This window comes from Inhella crocodyli (genome assembly GCF_004004565.1).
Classification (GTDB): Bacteria; Pseudomonadota; Gammaproteobacteria; order Burkholderiales; family Burkholderiaceae_C; genus Inhella; species Inhella crocodyli.
Window position 1 is genome coordinate 1 of the sequence record NZ_SACM01000002.1, and the last position, 13,895, is coordinate 13,895.

Annotated in this window: 16 protein-coding genes; 6 read left to right on the forward strand and 10 right to left on the reverse strand. The window is 69.8% G+C overall.

Annotated elements, in window-relative coordinates; translation table 11 throughout:
• Positions 1-259 precede the first annotated feature (259 nt).
• The 3 genes from EOD73_RS07940 to EOD73_RS07950 all read left to right on the forward strand — a co-directional run bounded on the left by EOD73_RS07940 (position 260) and on the right by EOD73_RS07950 (position 3,202).
• The gene (locus tag EOD73_RS07940; RefSeq protein WP_127682468.1) at positions 260-907 is read left to right on the forward strand and encodes a LysE family translocator; all 648 of its coding nucleotides are present in this window, start codon (positions 260-262) and stop codon (positions 905-907) included.
• Between the two features lie 73 nt (positions 908-980).
• Complete coding sequence (locus tag EOD73_RS07945; protein ID WP_127682469.1) at positions 981-1,394, forward strand: hypothetical protein; 414 nt, start codon at positions 981-983, stop codon at positions 1,392-1,394.
• Between the two features lie 419 nt (positions 1,395-1,813).
• Positions 1,814-3,202, forward strand: a complete 1,389-nt coding sequence (locus EOD73_RS07950; protein WP_127682470.1) for a pectate lyase family protein — start codon at positions 1,814-1,816, stop codon at positions 3,200-3,202.
• A 127-nt stretch (positions 3,203-3,329) separates the two neighbouring features.
• On the opposite strand, the gene EOD73_RS07955 is transcribed toward EOD73_RS07950, so the two are convergent.
• Together EOD73_RS07955 and EOD73_RS07960 are read right to left on the reverse strand one after the other, a co-directional pair.
• On the reverse strand, positions 3,330-3,812 hold the full coding sequence (locus tag EOD73_RS07955; RefSeq protein WP_127682471.1) for a tellurite resistance TerB family protein: 483 nt from the start codon (positions 3,810-3,812) through the stop codon (positions 3,330-3,332).
• 7 nt (positions 3,813-3,819) lie between these two features.
• Positions 3,820-4,047 (reverse strand): DUF3820 family protein, encoded by a 228-nt coding sequence (locus EOD73_RS07960; protein WP_127682472.1) that lies wholly within the window; start codon positions 4,045-4,047, stop codon positions 3,820-3,822.
• A gap of 109 nt (positions 4,048-4,156) precedes the next feature.
• On the opposite strand from EOD73_RS07960, the gene EOD73_RS07965 reads away from it, so the two are divergent.
• Complete coding sequence (locus tag EOD73_RS07965; RefSeq protein ID WP_127682473.1) at positions 4,157-5,281, forward strand: HD-GYP domain-containing protein; 1,125 nt, start codon at positions 4,157-4,159, stop codon at positions 5,279-5,281.
• A gap of 9 nt (positions 5,282-5,290) precedes the next feature.
• Here the strand turns inward: EOD73_RS07965 and EOD73_RS07970 are convergent, their stop codons facing one another.
• The 3 genes from EOD73_RS07970 to EOD73_RS07980 form a co-directional block, all read right to left on the reverse strand.
• Complete coding sequence (locus tag EOD73_RS07970) at positions 5,291-5,704, reverse strand: RrF2 family transcriptional regulator (RefSeq protein WP_127682474.1); 414 nt, start codon at positions 5,702-5,704, stop codon at positions 5,291-5,293.
• Between the two features lie 196 nt (positions 5,705-5,900).
• Positions 5,901-6,233 (reverse strand): hypothetical protein, encoded by a 333-nt coding sequence (locus EOD73_RS07975; RefSeq protein WP_127682475.1) that lies wholly within the window; start codon positions 6,231-6,233, stop codon positions 5,901-5,903.
• 32 nt (positions 6,234-6,265) lie between these two features.
• The gene (locus EOD73_RS07980; protein ID WP_164845990.1) at positions 6,266-7,384 is read right to left on the reverse strand and encodes a dienelactone hydrolase family protein; all 1,119 of its coding nucleotides are present in this window, start codon (positions 7,382-7,384) and stop codon (positions 6,266-6,268) included.
• A 110-nt stretch (positions 7,385-7,494) separates the two neighbouring features.
• On the opposite strand from EOD73_RS07980, the gene EOD73_RS07985 reads away from it, so the two are divergent.
• Positions 7,495-8,280 (forward strand): substrate-binding periplasmic protein, encoded by a 786-nt coding sequence (locus EOD73_RS07985; RefSeq protein WP_127682477.1) that lies wholly within the window; start codon positions 7,495-7,497, stop codon positions 8,278-8,280.
• Between the two features lie 22 nt (positions 8,281-8,302).
• On the opposite strand, the gene EOD73_RS07990 is transcribed toward EOD73_RS07985, so the two are convergent.
• The 5 genes from EOD73_RS07990 to EOD73_RS08010 are packed head-to-tail and all read right to left on the reverse strand — an operon-like array spanning position 8,303 to position 13,315.
• On the reverse strand, positions 8,303-9,595 hold the full coding sequence (locus tag EOD73_RS07990) for a TRAP transporter large permease (RefSeq protein ID WP_127682478.1): 1,293 nt from the start codon (positions 9,593-9,595) through the stop codon (positions 8,303-8,305).
• Position 9,596: 1 nt separating this feature from the next.
• Positions 9,597-10,091 carry a TRAP transporter small permease gene (locus tag EOD73_RS07995; RefSeq protein ID WP_127682479.1) on the reverse strand — a complete coding sequence of 165 codons (495 nt, stop codon included), beginning with the start codon at positions 10,089-10,091 and terminating at the stop codon, positions 9,597-9,599.
• Positions 10,088-11,062: a TRAP transporter substrate-binding protein gene (locus tag EOD73_RS08000; RefSeq protein ID WP_127682480.1), complete on the reverse strand. Its 975-nt coding sequence runs from the start codon at positions 11,060-11,062 to the stop codon at positions 10,088-10,090. Before EOD73_RS08000 ends, EOD73_RS07995 begins: the two co-directional genes overlap by 4 nt.
• Before the next feature lie 7 nt (positions 11,063-11,069).
• Positions 11,070-12,395, reverse strand: coding sequence for a pectate lyase family protein (locus EOD73_RS08005; RefSeq protein WP_127682481.1), 1,326 nt, complete (start codon positions 12,393-12,395; stop codon positions 11,070-11,072).
• Positions 12,392-13,315, reverse strand: coding sequence for a sugar kinase (locus EOD73_RS08010; protein WP_127682482.1), 924 nt, complete (start codon positions 13,313-13,315; stop codon positions 12,392-12,394). Before EOD73_RS08010 ends, EOD73_RS08005 begins: the two co-directional genes overlap by 4 nt.
• 168 nt (positions 13,316-13,483) lie before the next feature.
• Here EOD73_RS08010 and EOD73_RS08015 point away from each other — a divergent pair, with 168 nt between their 5' ends.
• Complete coding sequence (locus tag EOD73_RS08015) at positions 13,484-13,894, forward strand: hypothetical protein (protein WP_127682483.1); 411 nt, start codon at positions 13,484-13,486, stop codon at positions 13,892-13,894.
• The last annotated feature ends 1 nt before the right edge of the window (position 13,895 follow it).

A 13,895-nucleotide genomic window follows, 5' to 3' on the forward strand; every position in this document is an offset into this window, starting at 1 on the left:
TCACTTGACGAGTTCAGTTCCTTGGGCTGGTATGGCGTCCAGTGTTGCTCCATGAGTGGGGGACTGAATGTCCGAAATCGCCAGTGGCCGAGGGCACGGCTTTGCGACTCGTGCGACCGCTCCTGGCTGACTGCGGACTTGCGGCTCACGCTGTGCCGCGGCCATGAGCTCCCAAGCCTTGTCCGCACGGCGGCTGCCGTGCCAAGCCGGATGATCACGCCCCCGACCGCGAGGTCGACCTTGGTTCTCAGCCCCCGCCATGGACGCCCTGCTCAGCCTGCCGCAACTCCTCGCCTTCGTAGGCGCTGCCCTGCTCGTCACCGCCGCACCGGGGCCCGACAACCTGATGGTGCTGAGCCTGGGCCTGGCGCGCGGCCGGCGGGCCGGTATGGCCTTCGGCAGCGGCTGCGCGCTGGGCTGCCTGAACCACACCGTGCTGGCCGCGCTGGGCGTGGGCGCGCTCATCGCTGCGTCGCCCGTGGCCTTCACCGCGCTGCGCGTGGCCGGGGGGCTGTACTTGGTGTGGATCGGCATCGGCGCAATGCGCGCCAGCCTGAGACCAGCCGGGGCCGGCGCTGGCGCCGTGGGCGCGGTGCCGACCGACCCGCCGCGCCGGCTCTTCCTCAAGGGCCTGGCCGTGAACGCCATCAACCCCAAGGTGGTGCTGTTCTTCCTGGCCTTCTTGCCCCAGTTCGTCGAACCCGCGCGCGGCCACGCGGCCTGGCAAATCGCCCAGCTCGGGCTGGTGTTCACCTTGCAGGCGCTGCTGGTGTTCGGCGCCATCGGGTGGTTTGCTGGCGGCGTGGGCGAGCGCCTGCAGCGCCGCCCGGCGCTGGGCCAATGGCTGGACCGCATCGCCGGTCTGGTGTTCGTGGGCCTGGGCTTGCGCTTGTTGGCTCCGGGGTGAATCATGGCCTCCCAGACCGAGCCGCCAATCCGCCGGTGACAGCGCCCAAGGCGCGATATGGAGGGGAGAGTTCATGCGCATTCGATACCCGCTGGCCCTGCTCCTGAGCGTTGTCATGGGCCTTTTCCCCGTGCGCGGGGCCGAGTTGAACTACGCGACGGCCCTTGCACAAAGCAAGGCGGACGCCTCGAATCCAGCGTACGAGGACTGGTACTGGAGCCTGATGTATCCCGCGTTCAAGGGCGCCAGGCGCCAGGCGTTCGCCGAATGCCTGCCGCTGAATAACGAAGGTTTGCCGTCGATCGGGCAGGTGTTGGTGCTGGACACCACCGGAGCCGTGCGGCAATCGGTTGCTCGTGGCGACTCTGCCCTCGACCGCTGCATGCAAAGCAAGCTATCGATGCGGCGCTATCCGGCTCCGCCCAAGCCGGACTTTCACGTCGGTTACGAGCTGGAGGGATCACCGATCCTGCCGCGCACGCCGTGATCAGGTTGACGATGCGGCGGTGCGCGCTGGGGCGCCCAGTGTGTGTGCGTGGGGCCTTGGATTGCGCCATGTGGATCGTGAAGCAAGAGTGGGTGTCGGTGCCGCCCGGCGCCATGGAGGGCCTCCTTGTCACCGGCTGGACCTCCATGGGTTTGACTTGGCGAGAGACGGGCAGCCGAGAAACACTCGCATTGACCAAAGCAACAGCCAAGCTGTCTTCGATGACCTTGCAACCGCCGCGTTACCGCTGCTCACCCAAATCCGTGAAACCACGAATCCAATAAAACAAAACACTGTTTCATGATGGAGGTTCGATGCGCTGCCTGTTGGGGGCGCCGACCTGACGTCGCTGCGCTGCAGATCGACCGGGCCCGACGGTCCGTCGGCCCAGGCACCCCAACGACCTCGGAGACCTCCCCATGAAACTCGCATCGCTCACGCCCGTGGGCAGCGCTTTGGCGCTGCTGTTCGCCCTGCCTGCCGCCCACGCGGTCGATTGGCCTTCGGGCTACTCCAAGTGCGCGGACGAAGGCGGCACCTGCCGCGTTGGCACGACCCCGCGCTCGGTGTCTTTCGGCATCAAAGACCGCTGGGTGATCAAGACCCTGCAGGGCGACCAGGCCTGCACCGTGGCCACCTTCGGCAGCGACCCGAACCCGGGCATCGCCAAGAAATGCGCGGTGGGCCCGGCGGCAGCGCCAGTCCCTGCTCCCGCACCTTCGCCGGCCCCGGCACCCGCGCCGGCCCCGGCACCCGCGCCAGCACCGGCCCCCGCGCCGGCCCCTGCCCCTGCCGGCCACAGCGGGGGCTACGCCGGCACGGTGACGGGGGGTGGCAGCGCCGCCCCCATCACGGTGACGAATGCGGCCGAGATGCAAGCGGCCATCAACAACTACACCGGCACGGGCGGCTTGGTGCTGCGCTACACCGGCACCTTCAACTTCGCGGCCATCACCGACAGCTGCACGCAGTGGAAGCAGCCGGCGGGCGCCATCGTCGAGATCAAGAACAAGAAGAACATCACCATCGAAGGCGCGAACGGCTCGGCCGCCAACTTCGGCATCGCGATCAAGGCCGATTCGCAAAACATCATCGTCCGCAACATGACGATCGGCCTGCTGCCCGGCTCCATCGACGCCATCGGCATCGAGGGCCTGAGCGGCAAGTTCCCGGGCTACATCTGGATCGACCACAACACCTTGTTCAGCAGCCTCAAGGACTGCGCGGGGGCGGGCGATCTGGAGTTCGATGGCCTGATCGACAGCAAGGCCGGCGCGCACCACATCACCTACTCGTACAACCACATCCACAACCACCAGAAGGTGGGGCTGATCGGTTCGAGCGACAGCGACGCCAGCGACCGCTTCATCACCTTCCACCACAACCACTACCAGGATGTGAGCGCGCGCCTGCCGCTGCAACGCGGTGGCTACACGCACCTGTACAACAACCTGTACAGCGGCGTGAAGACCTCGGGCGCCAACATCCGCATGGGCGGTTACTCGCTGATCGAAGGCAACTACTTCGAGAACGCGCAGAACCCGGTGACTTCGCGCGACAGCTCGTCCATCGGCTACTGGCAGCTGCGCAACAACAACATCCAAAGCCAGGCGGACTTCGCGCGCTTCAACATCACCTGGGTGGCCAGCGATTCTTCGCCCATGCGCGACGCCACCGACTGGAAAACGACGGCCAACTTCCCACTGGGCATTCCCTACCCGTACACGGTGCAGGACGCCGCCTGCGTGAAGGCGAAGCTGCCGGCGGTGGCCGGGGCGGGCAAGGGCTTGGCGAAGCTGAGCTGCTGAGGCCTGGCGCGCACTGCCGCCGGCGCGCCGAAGTGCGTCAGCCCCCTCGCCCTGCGCGTGGACGCCAAGGGGCTGATCGGCCCCACCCTGACCTTGCCATCGGCACGGCCAGGGTGGGGCCTGCGCATCAAGGCGCATGGCCATCCCCCACACCCGCGGCCGCCTGCGCGCGCAACTTGGCGGCCATCGACTGCGGGTGCTTCACGTGCAGCAAGTCGGCCAAGCGCCACATCACGTGGCGTTCGTGCGCGTCCAAGTGCCCGTCGGCAAAGGCCACGGACCACATCGCTTCGACCATGCGAAGCCGGGCGGCTTCGTCCCAGCGTGCGTTGATGGCGCTGGTGAACTGGTGGAAGTCGGTGGCGTCGTTCGCGACGCCTTCGGCGTGCGCCAGCAGGGTGTCGCGCTCGTCCTCGTTCATGGGAAACGGGCGCGCCAGGGTGGCCAGCACGTGCTGCCGCTCGGCGGCGGGGAACTGGCGGTCGGCGCGCATCACCTCCACCAGCAGCACGGCGGTGGCCAGTTGCAGGGTGTGGTCGTCGGGCGGTGCGTCCTGCTGGCCGGTGGCCTTCAGCAGAGGGGCGAACAGGTCTTGGAGGGCGCGGAGCATGGCGGGATCATCGCGGCCCACGGCCTTGGGGGCGAAGCGGGCGCAGCAAGTCACGCAGGCCGTTGTGGTCGATGGTTTGCATCAGGGCCAGCAGGCGCCCGATCTCGCCTCTGGGAAAGCCCTCGCGGGCGAACCAGTTCAGGTAGTTGCCGGGCAGGTCGGCCAGCAGCACGCCCTCGTGCTTGCCGAAGGGCATGCGCTGGGTCACGAGCTTTTCCAGGTCTTGGGCGTCCATGGCGTTCGCAGGAGGGGTAGACGGTGGTGGCTTGGGCGGCCCCTGAATTCGACGGCGCCAGCGCCCATCGTTTAGGCTCTTGACCCACCGCCACCCGCAGGGCCCCAGCATGCATGCAGCGAGCGAAGCGCACACGCCGTCCGAGCGCCCCCGGATTTTGTTGGTCGACGACCTGCCCGCCAACCTGGCGGTGCTGGTGGAGTTCCTCCAGGACGACTACGAACTGCGCTTGGCCCCCAGTGGCGAGCGGGCCTTGGAGCTGGCGCGCCAATTGCCGCGGCCGCAGTTGATCCTGCTCGACGTGATGATGCCCGGCCTCGACGGCTACGAAACCTGTCGACGGCTGAAGGCCGACCCGCTGACCCAGCACATCCCCGTGATCTTCCTCACCGCGCGGAACGAGGAGCAAGACGAAATGCTCGGCTTGAGCCTGGGCGCTGTCGACTACCTGAGCAAGCCGGTCAGCATGGCCATCTTGCATGCCCGCGTGCGCACGCACCTGCAATTGCACGCGGTGGCCGAGTTCTTTCGCGACAAGAGCGCGCTTTTGGACGCCGAGGTGCAGCGCCGCACCGAGGAGGTCGAGTCCTTGCAGGACGCGGTGGTCATCGCCCTGGTCTCGCTGGGCGAGGCCCGCGACCACGAAACCGGCAACCACCTGCGTCGCACCCAACACTACGTGCTGGAACTGGCCGAGGCCCTGTCGGACCATCCGCGCTTCGCGGGTGCCTTGCCGCCCGAGCAGCGGCGGGTGCTGTTCAAGTCGGCGCCGCTGCACGACATCGGCAAGGTGGGCATTCCCGACGCCATCTTGCTCAAGCCCGGCCGGTTGAGCCCGGAAGAGTTCGAGCTCATGAAGAACCACACGGTGCTGGGGCACGCGGCCTTGGTGCGCGCCGAGCAGTACCTGGGGCGCCGTTTGGCGTTTTTTGAGTGCGCAAAGGAAGTGGCCTTGTCGCACCAAGAGTGGTGGGATGGCAGCGGCTACCCGCAAGGCTTGGCGGGGGAGGCCATCCCCCTTTCGGCGCGCTTGATGGCCGTGGCCGACGTCTACGACGCCTTGATTTCGCGCCGGCCCTACAAAAAGCCCTGGACCCACGCCGACGCCGTCGCGCACATCCAGAAGGAGTCCGGCACGCACTTCGACCCCGACGTGGTGGCCGCGTTCACGGCCTTGGCGCCTCGCTTCGCCGAAATCGCGGCGCAGTTCCGCGATCCCGACGAAGCGGGCTGAGCCGCCCCGTCAGGCGGGTTCCGTGCGCTCGCTGAGGTCGGCCAAGCGCGTGGGCTCCAGCGCGCGCAGGGCGTGCTGCTCCAAGCGGTCCCACAAGCGTTCGACGGCCTGGTGCTCGATCGTGGGGGCTGGCGGCTCGCCCCGCGGCTCGCGCTGGCCGGTCAGGGTGTGCAGGCCCAGGGCCTGGGCCACCGTGGCCACCGACAAGGTCTCCGGGTCGACGGCGAGGCGGTAACCCCCGCCCGGACCGCGCTGGCTTTCCACCAAGCGGGCCTGTCGCAAGGCCATGAACATGGCCTCCATGTACGACAAGGACACGCCCAGTTGCGGCGCCAGCACCGACAGGGGCAACGATTCGTCCGCGGGCATCTCGGACAAGGTCGTGAGCGCTTGCAGGGCGACTTCGAGTTGGCGGTTAGGCATGGGCCACTCCCAGGCAAGCGTGGGCGGCGGCACGGACGCAGTCCGTGCAGAGGCAATCGATCAAGGTCATGGCGCAGGGGCGTCGGAGCCGGGGCGGGCCGGGCGACGCAACAGAGTCAGAGGAAGCGCGTCTTCGAGGCGGGGCGCCCGTGGGCGCCCGTGGCCCCCGGTCGACGCGACCGGGGCCGCCTCGGACTCAGACTCTGGGGGGGCGCAGCGGGCCCTCGAGCACGGGGCCGCGCGGCGCGGGCGCGTGCGCGCTGCGGCGCCAAGCGCCTTGGGGCGGGGCCAGGGGCGCCGCCGAGGGCTCGGCCGAAGGCACGCCCAGGGTTTCGTGCACGGCCCCTTCGGCCGAGGCGGGCGGAGCGGCCTCTTCCGGCAGCGGCACGCTGGGCGCGGGCTCGGGGGCGGCCGTCAGGCTGGGGATGGCGTTGGCGTCTGGCGTGCACACGGGCCATGCGGCAGCGCTTGCCCCCATTGCCAGGGACAGGAAGAGCCCGATCAGCCACATCCAAATGCTGCGCACCATTCCCCAATTTTAGGGAGGCTTTCGGTCGGGTGTTAGGCCGGCGCTTGAAAACAGGCGGCCAACCAGGCCAACGCTTGGCGCTGCGCCCCCTCGCCCAGGCGGTGGCCATCGGGCGTGATGCGAACGCTCAGGTTCGCGGCCTTGGGCCCCGACCAGGCCCGGGACAGTTGGCGAAGGCCGTCCTGCACGGCGTCCCAGGGGAAGAGGCGGTCGGTGGGCGAGGCGAACAGCAGCAGCGGCCGTGGCGCGATCAGGGCCGCAACATCCGGGTGGTCGAGCTCGGCCGCCAGGCCCGGATGCAGCATGGCGTAGGCCGACTGACCTTGCAGCGTGTGGCCCCCAGGCCGCAACAGGCCTTCGCGGGTGCACATCCAATGGGCCGCCACGCAGGCTTGCACCTCCTCGGGGGCCAAAGCGGCCAACTGCCAGGCGCGCAGGGCCCCCATCGAAAAGCCCATCGTGGCCACGCGCTGCGGATCCACGTGGGCTTGGGCGCGCAGGCAGCGCAGCGCTCGCAAATCGTCGCTGGCGATGAGGCCGGCCCAGCTCAAGCCCAACTGCTGCAAATGGGCGGCCAGGGCCTGCTGGTCGTCGCGGGCAAAGTCGGGGCGCGCGCGCTCGCCCCAGCCCAAGGCGTCGATGGCAAGAACGGCGTGGCCGGCGCGCACCAGGCGTTCGCCGAGCCAGACGCCGTCAAAGTAGCGCTGGACCCAGGCTCGCGCGGCGGTTTCGCGCGCCGGATCGCCGATCGGCCGAATGAGCTTTTCCTTGCCGATGTCGAAGCGGGCGCCGTGGTCGTGCAGCAGCAGCACGGCGGGGTGTGGCCCGGGGGCCTTGGGGCGCAGGTGTAGCGCCCCAACCCGCTGGCCGAGGGTGGCGGTGAATTGCAGGCGTTCGGCCCAGTGGTCGCCACGGTCTTCGGTGGCCAAGGTGTCGGGATGGAACGGGGTGCCGTCGTCGCCCGGCTGCAGCACCAGACGGCGGGCCACAGCCCGGGCCTCGTCGGCCCAGCCCGGGGTGGGCTGCCACGCCAGGCGCGGGCGGTAAGCAGCCTGTTGGGCGCGCACCTCGTCGTCCAAGCCGGCCCAGGAAGGTGCGGCCGCGCCCAAGGCCAGGACGGCCCAAAGGCGCCGAGAAACGGCAGGATTCAACAGACCCTCCGGGGAATCCGGCATGGCAAACCCGTTCGGCACGTGCGACGGTACGACGCTTTGAGCGCTGGGCCGTCGGCCCGGGCGATCGACCAGAAGGGCGTGGGCGAATGAGCGGCGGCTGGACGCGGCGCGGGGCGCTGCAAGCAGGGGCGGCGGTGGGCTTGGGCGGCGCCTGGGCGGCAGCGCGCGCGCAGGAGGAGTCGCTGACCCTGCGCGTTGGCTGGGGCCATTCGCCGCCCTACCAGTTCGAAACGCCCCAAGGGCCTGCGGGCCTGGACATCGAACTGTTGACGGTGTGGGCGCGCGCCGCCGGCGTGAAGCTGCAGTGGGTGCGCGCCACCTGGGCGAGGCAACTGTTGGAGGCGCAGGCCGGCACGCTGGACCTGATGCTGTCGGCCACGCCCTCGGAGGAGCGGCGCGGCTTTGCCGACTTCACCGCGGCCTACCGCCAAGAGAACCTGGGCCTGATCTCGCTGGCCGGGCAGGGCCTGGAGGTCGCTGACCTGCGCGAGTTGGAGGGCCGACCGGTGAAGATCGGCATCATGCGCGGCATGGCCTTTCAGCCCGGCTTGGCGCAGACCTTGGAGCGTCCGGGCTTGCAGCGCCAATTGGTGCCGCTGCGCGGCGACGACATGACCTTGGCCGCGCTTCGGGCCGGGCAGTTGACCTACATCCTGAGCGACGTCGTGTCCATCCGGCACATGGCCAGCCAGGGGCCGGGCGAGCCCGTGAGCGTGGCCCTGGCCTTTCCGCCGGCGCCGGTGCATGTGCTGGTGTCGCGCCATGCGCTGAACCGGCATCCCGGGTTGCTGGGCCGCTTGAACGAGGCCTTGCAGCGCGTGCGAGGGTCGCCTGCCTGGGTCCAAGCCTTGGCGCGTTACCCCGGCGCTTGAGCCGTCGGCCGACAAGGGCGCCTCACCCGCCGAAAGCCCGGGGCAAGGCCAAGGACAACGCCGGCCAGAACGTCACCAGCATCAAGGTGACCACCAGGGCCCCGTAAAACGGCCAGATGCTGCGCATCACCTGCCCGACCGACACCCCGCCGATGGCGCAACCCACGAACTGCGTGCTGCCCACGGGCGGCGTGTTCAGCCCCAGCGCGCAGTTCAGCAGCATGACGATGCCGAACTGCGTCGGGTCCATGCCGGCTTGCTGGCAGACGGGCAAGAAGATCGGCGTGCAGATCAGGATGGTGGCCGCCATGTCCAAGAAGGTGCCGAGCAGGAACAGCAGCAGGTTGACCAGCAGAAAGATGACCCAGGGCTCGGCGCTGATGCGCGTGAGCAGCTCGCCCGTGAGCTGCGGCACCTCGTACAGCGCCAGCAGGTAGCCGAAGGCGCTGGAAATGCCGATGAGCAGCAGCACCACGCCCGTGGTTTTGCAGGCCTTGGCGCAAGCCTCGACGAAGCCGCGCCAGCTCAGCGAGCGGTACACCAGCCCGGTGACCAAGAGCGCCCAGCACACCGCAGTGGCCGCCGACTCGGTGGCCGTGAACACGCCGCTCAAGATGCCGCCCAGGATGATGCCCACCACCAGGAGGCCCGGCAGTGCGGCCACGAAGGCCACGCCCACCGCGCGCCAGCCGGGGAAGGCGCCGTGCGTGGGGTAGCCGCGCTTCACCGCCACGCCGTACGCGGCCACCAGGTTGGCCACGGTGAGCAACAGGGCCGGCAGCAGCGCGGCCAAGATCAGGTTGAACACGCTGACCGCCGCGATGCCCGAGGCCGCCAGCACGTAGATGATGAGGTTGTGCGAGGTGGGCATCAGCGCGCCCACCAGCGAGGCGTGCGTGGTGACGTTGACCGCGTAGTCGGCGTGGTAGCCCTCGCGTTTCATCAGCGGGATCATCACGCTGCCCATCGCCGAGACGTCGGCCAGCGGCGAGCCGGCCACGCCGCCGAACAGCGTGCAGCCGACCACGTTGCTCATGCCCAGGCCGCCGCGCACGTGGCCCACCAGGCGGTTGGCCAGGTTCACGATGCGCTCGGCGATGCCGCCGTGCAGCATCAGCTCGCCCGCGAAGATGAAGAAGGGGATGGCCAGGAAGGAGAACACCTGCATGCCGCCCACCATCTTCTGGAACACCAGCGCGAGGGGCAAGTCGGCCGCCAACAAGGTGGCGATGGACGACAACCCGATGGCGAAGGCCACGGGCACGCCGAGCAGCAGGAGCAGCAGGAAGCTGCCGCCCAGAATCCAAAGTTCCATCTCAGACCCCTGCCGGCTCGATGGTTTGCCCGCGCCACAGCGCGATCAGGTGCTCGATGCAGAACAGCACGATCAGCCCCCCGCCCAGCACCAAGGGCAGGTAGTCCAGCCCGTCGGGCACGCCCAGCATGGGCTTGGGCTCGTTCCACTTCAGCACCATCCACTCCCAGCCGCCGGCGGCCATGAGGCCGCCGAACAGCGCCACCAGCGCGTGGATCAAGGCCTCGAAGCCGCGTTGCAGGCGCGCCGGCAGCAGGCCGATCAAGGACTCCAGCCCCAGGTGCCCGGCGTCGCGCACGCCCACGGCCACGGCCAGGGCGGTGATGTAGAGCACGATCAGCAGGGCCACGGGCTCCGTCCAGGTCGGGGTGTCGTTGAGCAGGTAGCGGCCCAGCACCTGCCATTGCACGCACACCACCAAGGCCACCAGGCCCAGGGCGGCGCCGCGCAAGGCCCAGCGCGAGAGCAAGCGGCAGACCCGGGTCATCGCGCTCATGGCGTGCCTTGGATTTGCTGGACCAGGCGCTGCAGGTCGGGCGTGTTGGCGAAGCGCGCCACCACGGGGGCCATGGCGGCTTGGAAGGCGGCGCGGTCCACGTCCACCAGCTTGGCGCCGGCCGCTTGGGCGCGGGCCAGGCTCTGGGCTTCTTGGGCGTCCCACCGCTGGCGCTGCAGCGCCACCGAGGCTTTGGCGGCGGCGCGCACCTGGCCCTGCTGCGCGGGCGTGAGCTTGGCCCACACGCGCTGGCTGATGAACAGGACGTCGGGCGTCATGGCGTGCTCGGTGCGCGCGTAGAAGGGCGCGGCCTCCATGTGGCGGAAGCCTTCGAACGAGGGCAGGTTGTTCTCGGCCGCGTCGATCAGGCCGGTTTTCAAGCCGGTGTAGACCTCGCCGATGGGCATGGGCGTGGCGTTGGCGCCGATGGCGGCCATGGCGGCGATCCACACGTCGGTTTGCGGCACGCGCACCTTCAGGCCCTTGGCGTCGGCCACGGTTTTGATGGGGCGCTTGGCGTACAGCGAGCGCGCGCCGGCGTCGTACAGCGCCAGACCCACCAGGCCCTGGGCTTCGCAGGCCCGTAGCAGTTCCTCGCCCACCGGCCCGTCGAACACGCGGCGTTGGTGCGCCACCGAGCGGAACACGAAGGGCAGCGTGGCCACCGTCAGCTTGGGGCACATGCCGGCCAGCGCGGCGCCGTGCACGCGGGTCATGGCCAGGGCGCCCAGCTTCACCTGGTCCAGGGTTTCCTTCTCGGTGCCCAAGGCGCCCTTGTTGAAGACCTTCACGGTGAGTTGGCCGCCGCTGCTTTTGGCCAGCACCTCGCCCAAGTGGCGAACGGCGATCACCGTGGGGTAGTCGTTGCTGTTGTGCACGTCGGCCGACTTCAGCTCCAGCGCCCGGGCGCCGGGGCTCGTCGACAGGGCGGCGGTCAGCGCCAGGATCAGGGGCAGGCAAGCAGCGCGCATGGCGGTCTCAGGGTTGGCGGGTGAACAGGCTGGCCCAGCCGGCCTTGGGGGCCATGGTGGCCAGGTCCCAGTCGGCTTCCACGAAAGCGCGACGCGTGGCTGGGCGCTTGGGGAGGCCGCCGGCGTTGTTGCCGTACTCGTTGTCGATCAGGCGGCCGCGGTCCTCGGCCACGTCGGACAGCAGCTTGAAGTCCAGCGGGTCGCGCGCCCAGGGGCGGGCGCCCACCACGCGCGGCAGCACGCGCTCCAGCTCTTGCGCGGGCAGCCAGCGCAGGCCTGCGGGCAGCTCGGGCTCGCGGGCCGGCACGATCTGCGCGGCGCTGCTGGTGTAGCGCCCGGTGTGGGGCAGGGGCTGGCCCTGGCGGTCTTGGGCCAGGTTGTCGGCCAGGTACAGGCTCACGTCGCCCGCGCCACCCAGGCTGAAGAAGGGCAAGCCCGGGACGGTGTCGGGCCCAGCACGGTAGGCGTTGCCCACCAGGGTGAGGCGGCCCAGCTGGTGCGGGCGGTCGCCCCATTCGTGCGCCACCAGGTTGTAGTGCACGGCCCGGGCGCCGGGGTTGACGATCAGGTTGTTGACCATGGCGGCCTGCACACCGCCCTTGAACAGCGCGTTGCGCTCGCGGTTGCTGGCGTAGAGGTTGCCCAGCAGCAGGATCTGCGTGGCGTTGTCGTGCACCAGGGTGCCTTTGCTGTGCTCGCCCTTCTCGTGCACCGAGTCCCCCAACCCCTCGTAGATCAGGTTGTGGCTGTAGGTGATGGCGTGCGAGGTGGCGTGGCGCCAGGCCTCGGGCGTGTCGCCCTTGAAGCGCGAGCCGCCGACCGACAGGTTCTCGTCGGTGGCCCAGCTGAAGCTGCAGTGGTCGACGACGACGCGCGCCGCGCCGTCGGCGGTGCTCAGGCCATCGTGGTCGTTGCCGCTGCGCTTGGCGCGGCCGTACTCACCGGGGCGCACGGTGAGGTGCTGCAGGACCACGTCGTGGGTGCTCACCAGCAGCTCGCCGCGCACCAGGGTGATGCCCGGGTCGGGCGCGGTCTGGCCGGCCACGCTCACCATGGGCTCGCGGATGCGCAGCTGGCCGCCGGCCAGGTCGATGACGCCCCCCACCTCGAACACGATGGTGCGCTTGCCTTTCTCGTCCAAGGCCGCTTGCAGGCTGCCGGGGCCGTTGGCGGCCAGGGTGGTGACGCGCACGATGCGCCCGCCGAAGCCGCCCTCCGTCTGCGCCCAGCCGGGGTGCGTGTAAGTCGCGGCGTGCAGCGGGGCGGGGGCTTCGGGCAGGGCGGCGTGGGCGAGGCCCGCGCCGAGCAGCAGGGCCGCGAGGCAGGCTTTCACAGCAGGTCCTCCATGGCGGTGCGCGGGATGACCGCACCGGGGTGCTGGATCACCCGCGCCGCGAGGCGGTTGCCGAAGGCCGCGGCCTCGGCAGGCGATTGCCCTTGCAGGCGGCGCGCCAGGTAGCCGCCAGCGAAAGAGTCGCCCGCGGCCGTGGTGTCCACCACGCGGGGCACGGGTTCGGTGGCCACCTCATGCCAGGTGCCGCCCAGGCCCACCAGCGTGGGCCGAGCCCCACGCTTGAGGGCGAGCTCGGGCACGTTCAGGCCTTGGGCGTGGCCCGTGGCGGCCTCGGCGTCGGCCAAGGCGAACAGCGCTTGGTGGTCGTCGGTGGTGATCAGGGCGAGCGATGCCACGGCCAGTGCGCGTTCGAACCAGAGCCGCGCCGTGGCGGCGTCGTCCCACAGGATGGGGCGGTAGTTGTTGTCGAAGGCCACCCAAGCGCCACGCGCCCGCAGCCGCGCGGCCAGGGCCAGCAGGCGCTCGCGCCCCGCGGGGGGCAAGATGGCCAGGCCGATGCCGCTGAACAGCAGGCCGTCGAGGCGGTCGGCCGCGTCTTCCAAGGGGGTGGGGGCCGGGTCGTCGAAGTACGACCGGGCGGCGCTGTGCCCGCGCCAGAAGTGAAAGCGCCGCTCGCCGTGGGCGTCCAGTTCGATCTGGTACAGGCCCGGCCGGCGGCCCGGCAGCCGGCGGGTCAGGCTCAAGTCCAGGCCCTCCGCGCCCCAGCGCTGCAACAGGCCCTCGCTCAGCGAGTCGTCGCCCAAGGCGCTGGCGAAACTGACGCGCGCGCGGCTGCAGCGGGCCAGGTAGCAGGCGGCGTTGAAGCTGTCGCCCCCGTAATGCTGGCGCAGGGGGCCGAAGGCCTCGCCCTGCAGCTCCAGCATGCACTCGCCGAAGGCGGCGACCCAGGTCTCTTTCATTTTGAACCGTCGGCCTTCAAAAAATGGAACGACGTTTCGAATAATAGCGACTGCGGACCGTTGTGGCCAGTTGGGACTAACGCCAGCCTGATGCGGGCCCAAGCCCATGACTACATTGGGGTCCTCTGAAATCAGGGTCGCAAAGTGATGTCTACTTGGCTGGAAGGGATGCCATTGCCGCCTTGGCTGGCCCAGTTGGCGAACGGCGTGGCGCTCCAATCGGCTGGCTATTTGCTGGCGCTTGGCTTCACATGCTGGTTCAAACCGGCCTGGGCGCGCCGCTTTTTGCTGGCCCATGCCAGCACGCCCGGCCGGCACGCGCTGGAGTTGGGCCTTCGCTTCGTTGTTGGGCTGGCGTGGCTCGGGCATGCACCCCACACCGCCCTGCCTGGGGCGGCCATGGTCTTGGGCTTGGTGTTGGTGCTTACCACCTTGGGATTGGTCTTGATGCCTTGGCGCTGGCATCGGACCATGGCTGCGCGCTCGGTGCCCCGGGTCTTGGGGCACCTGGGCTGGATCGGCCTCGCTGCGGTGCTGGGCGGCGTGGCCCTCGCTGCCCTGGCCTGGCGCTACGCCTGAA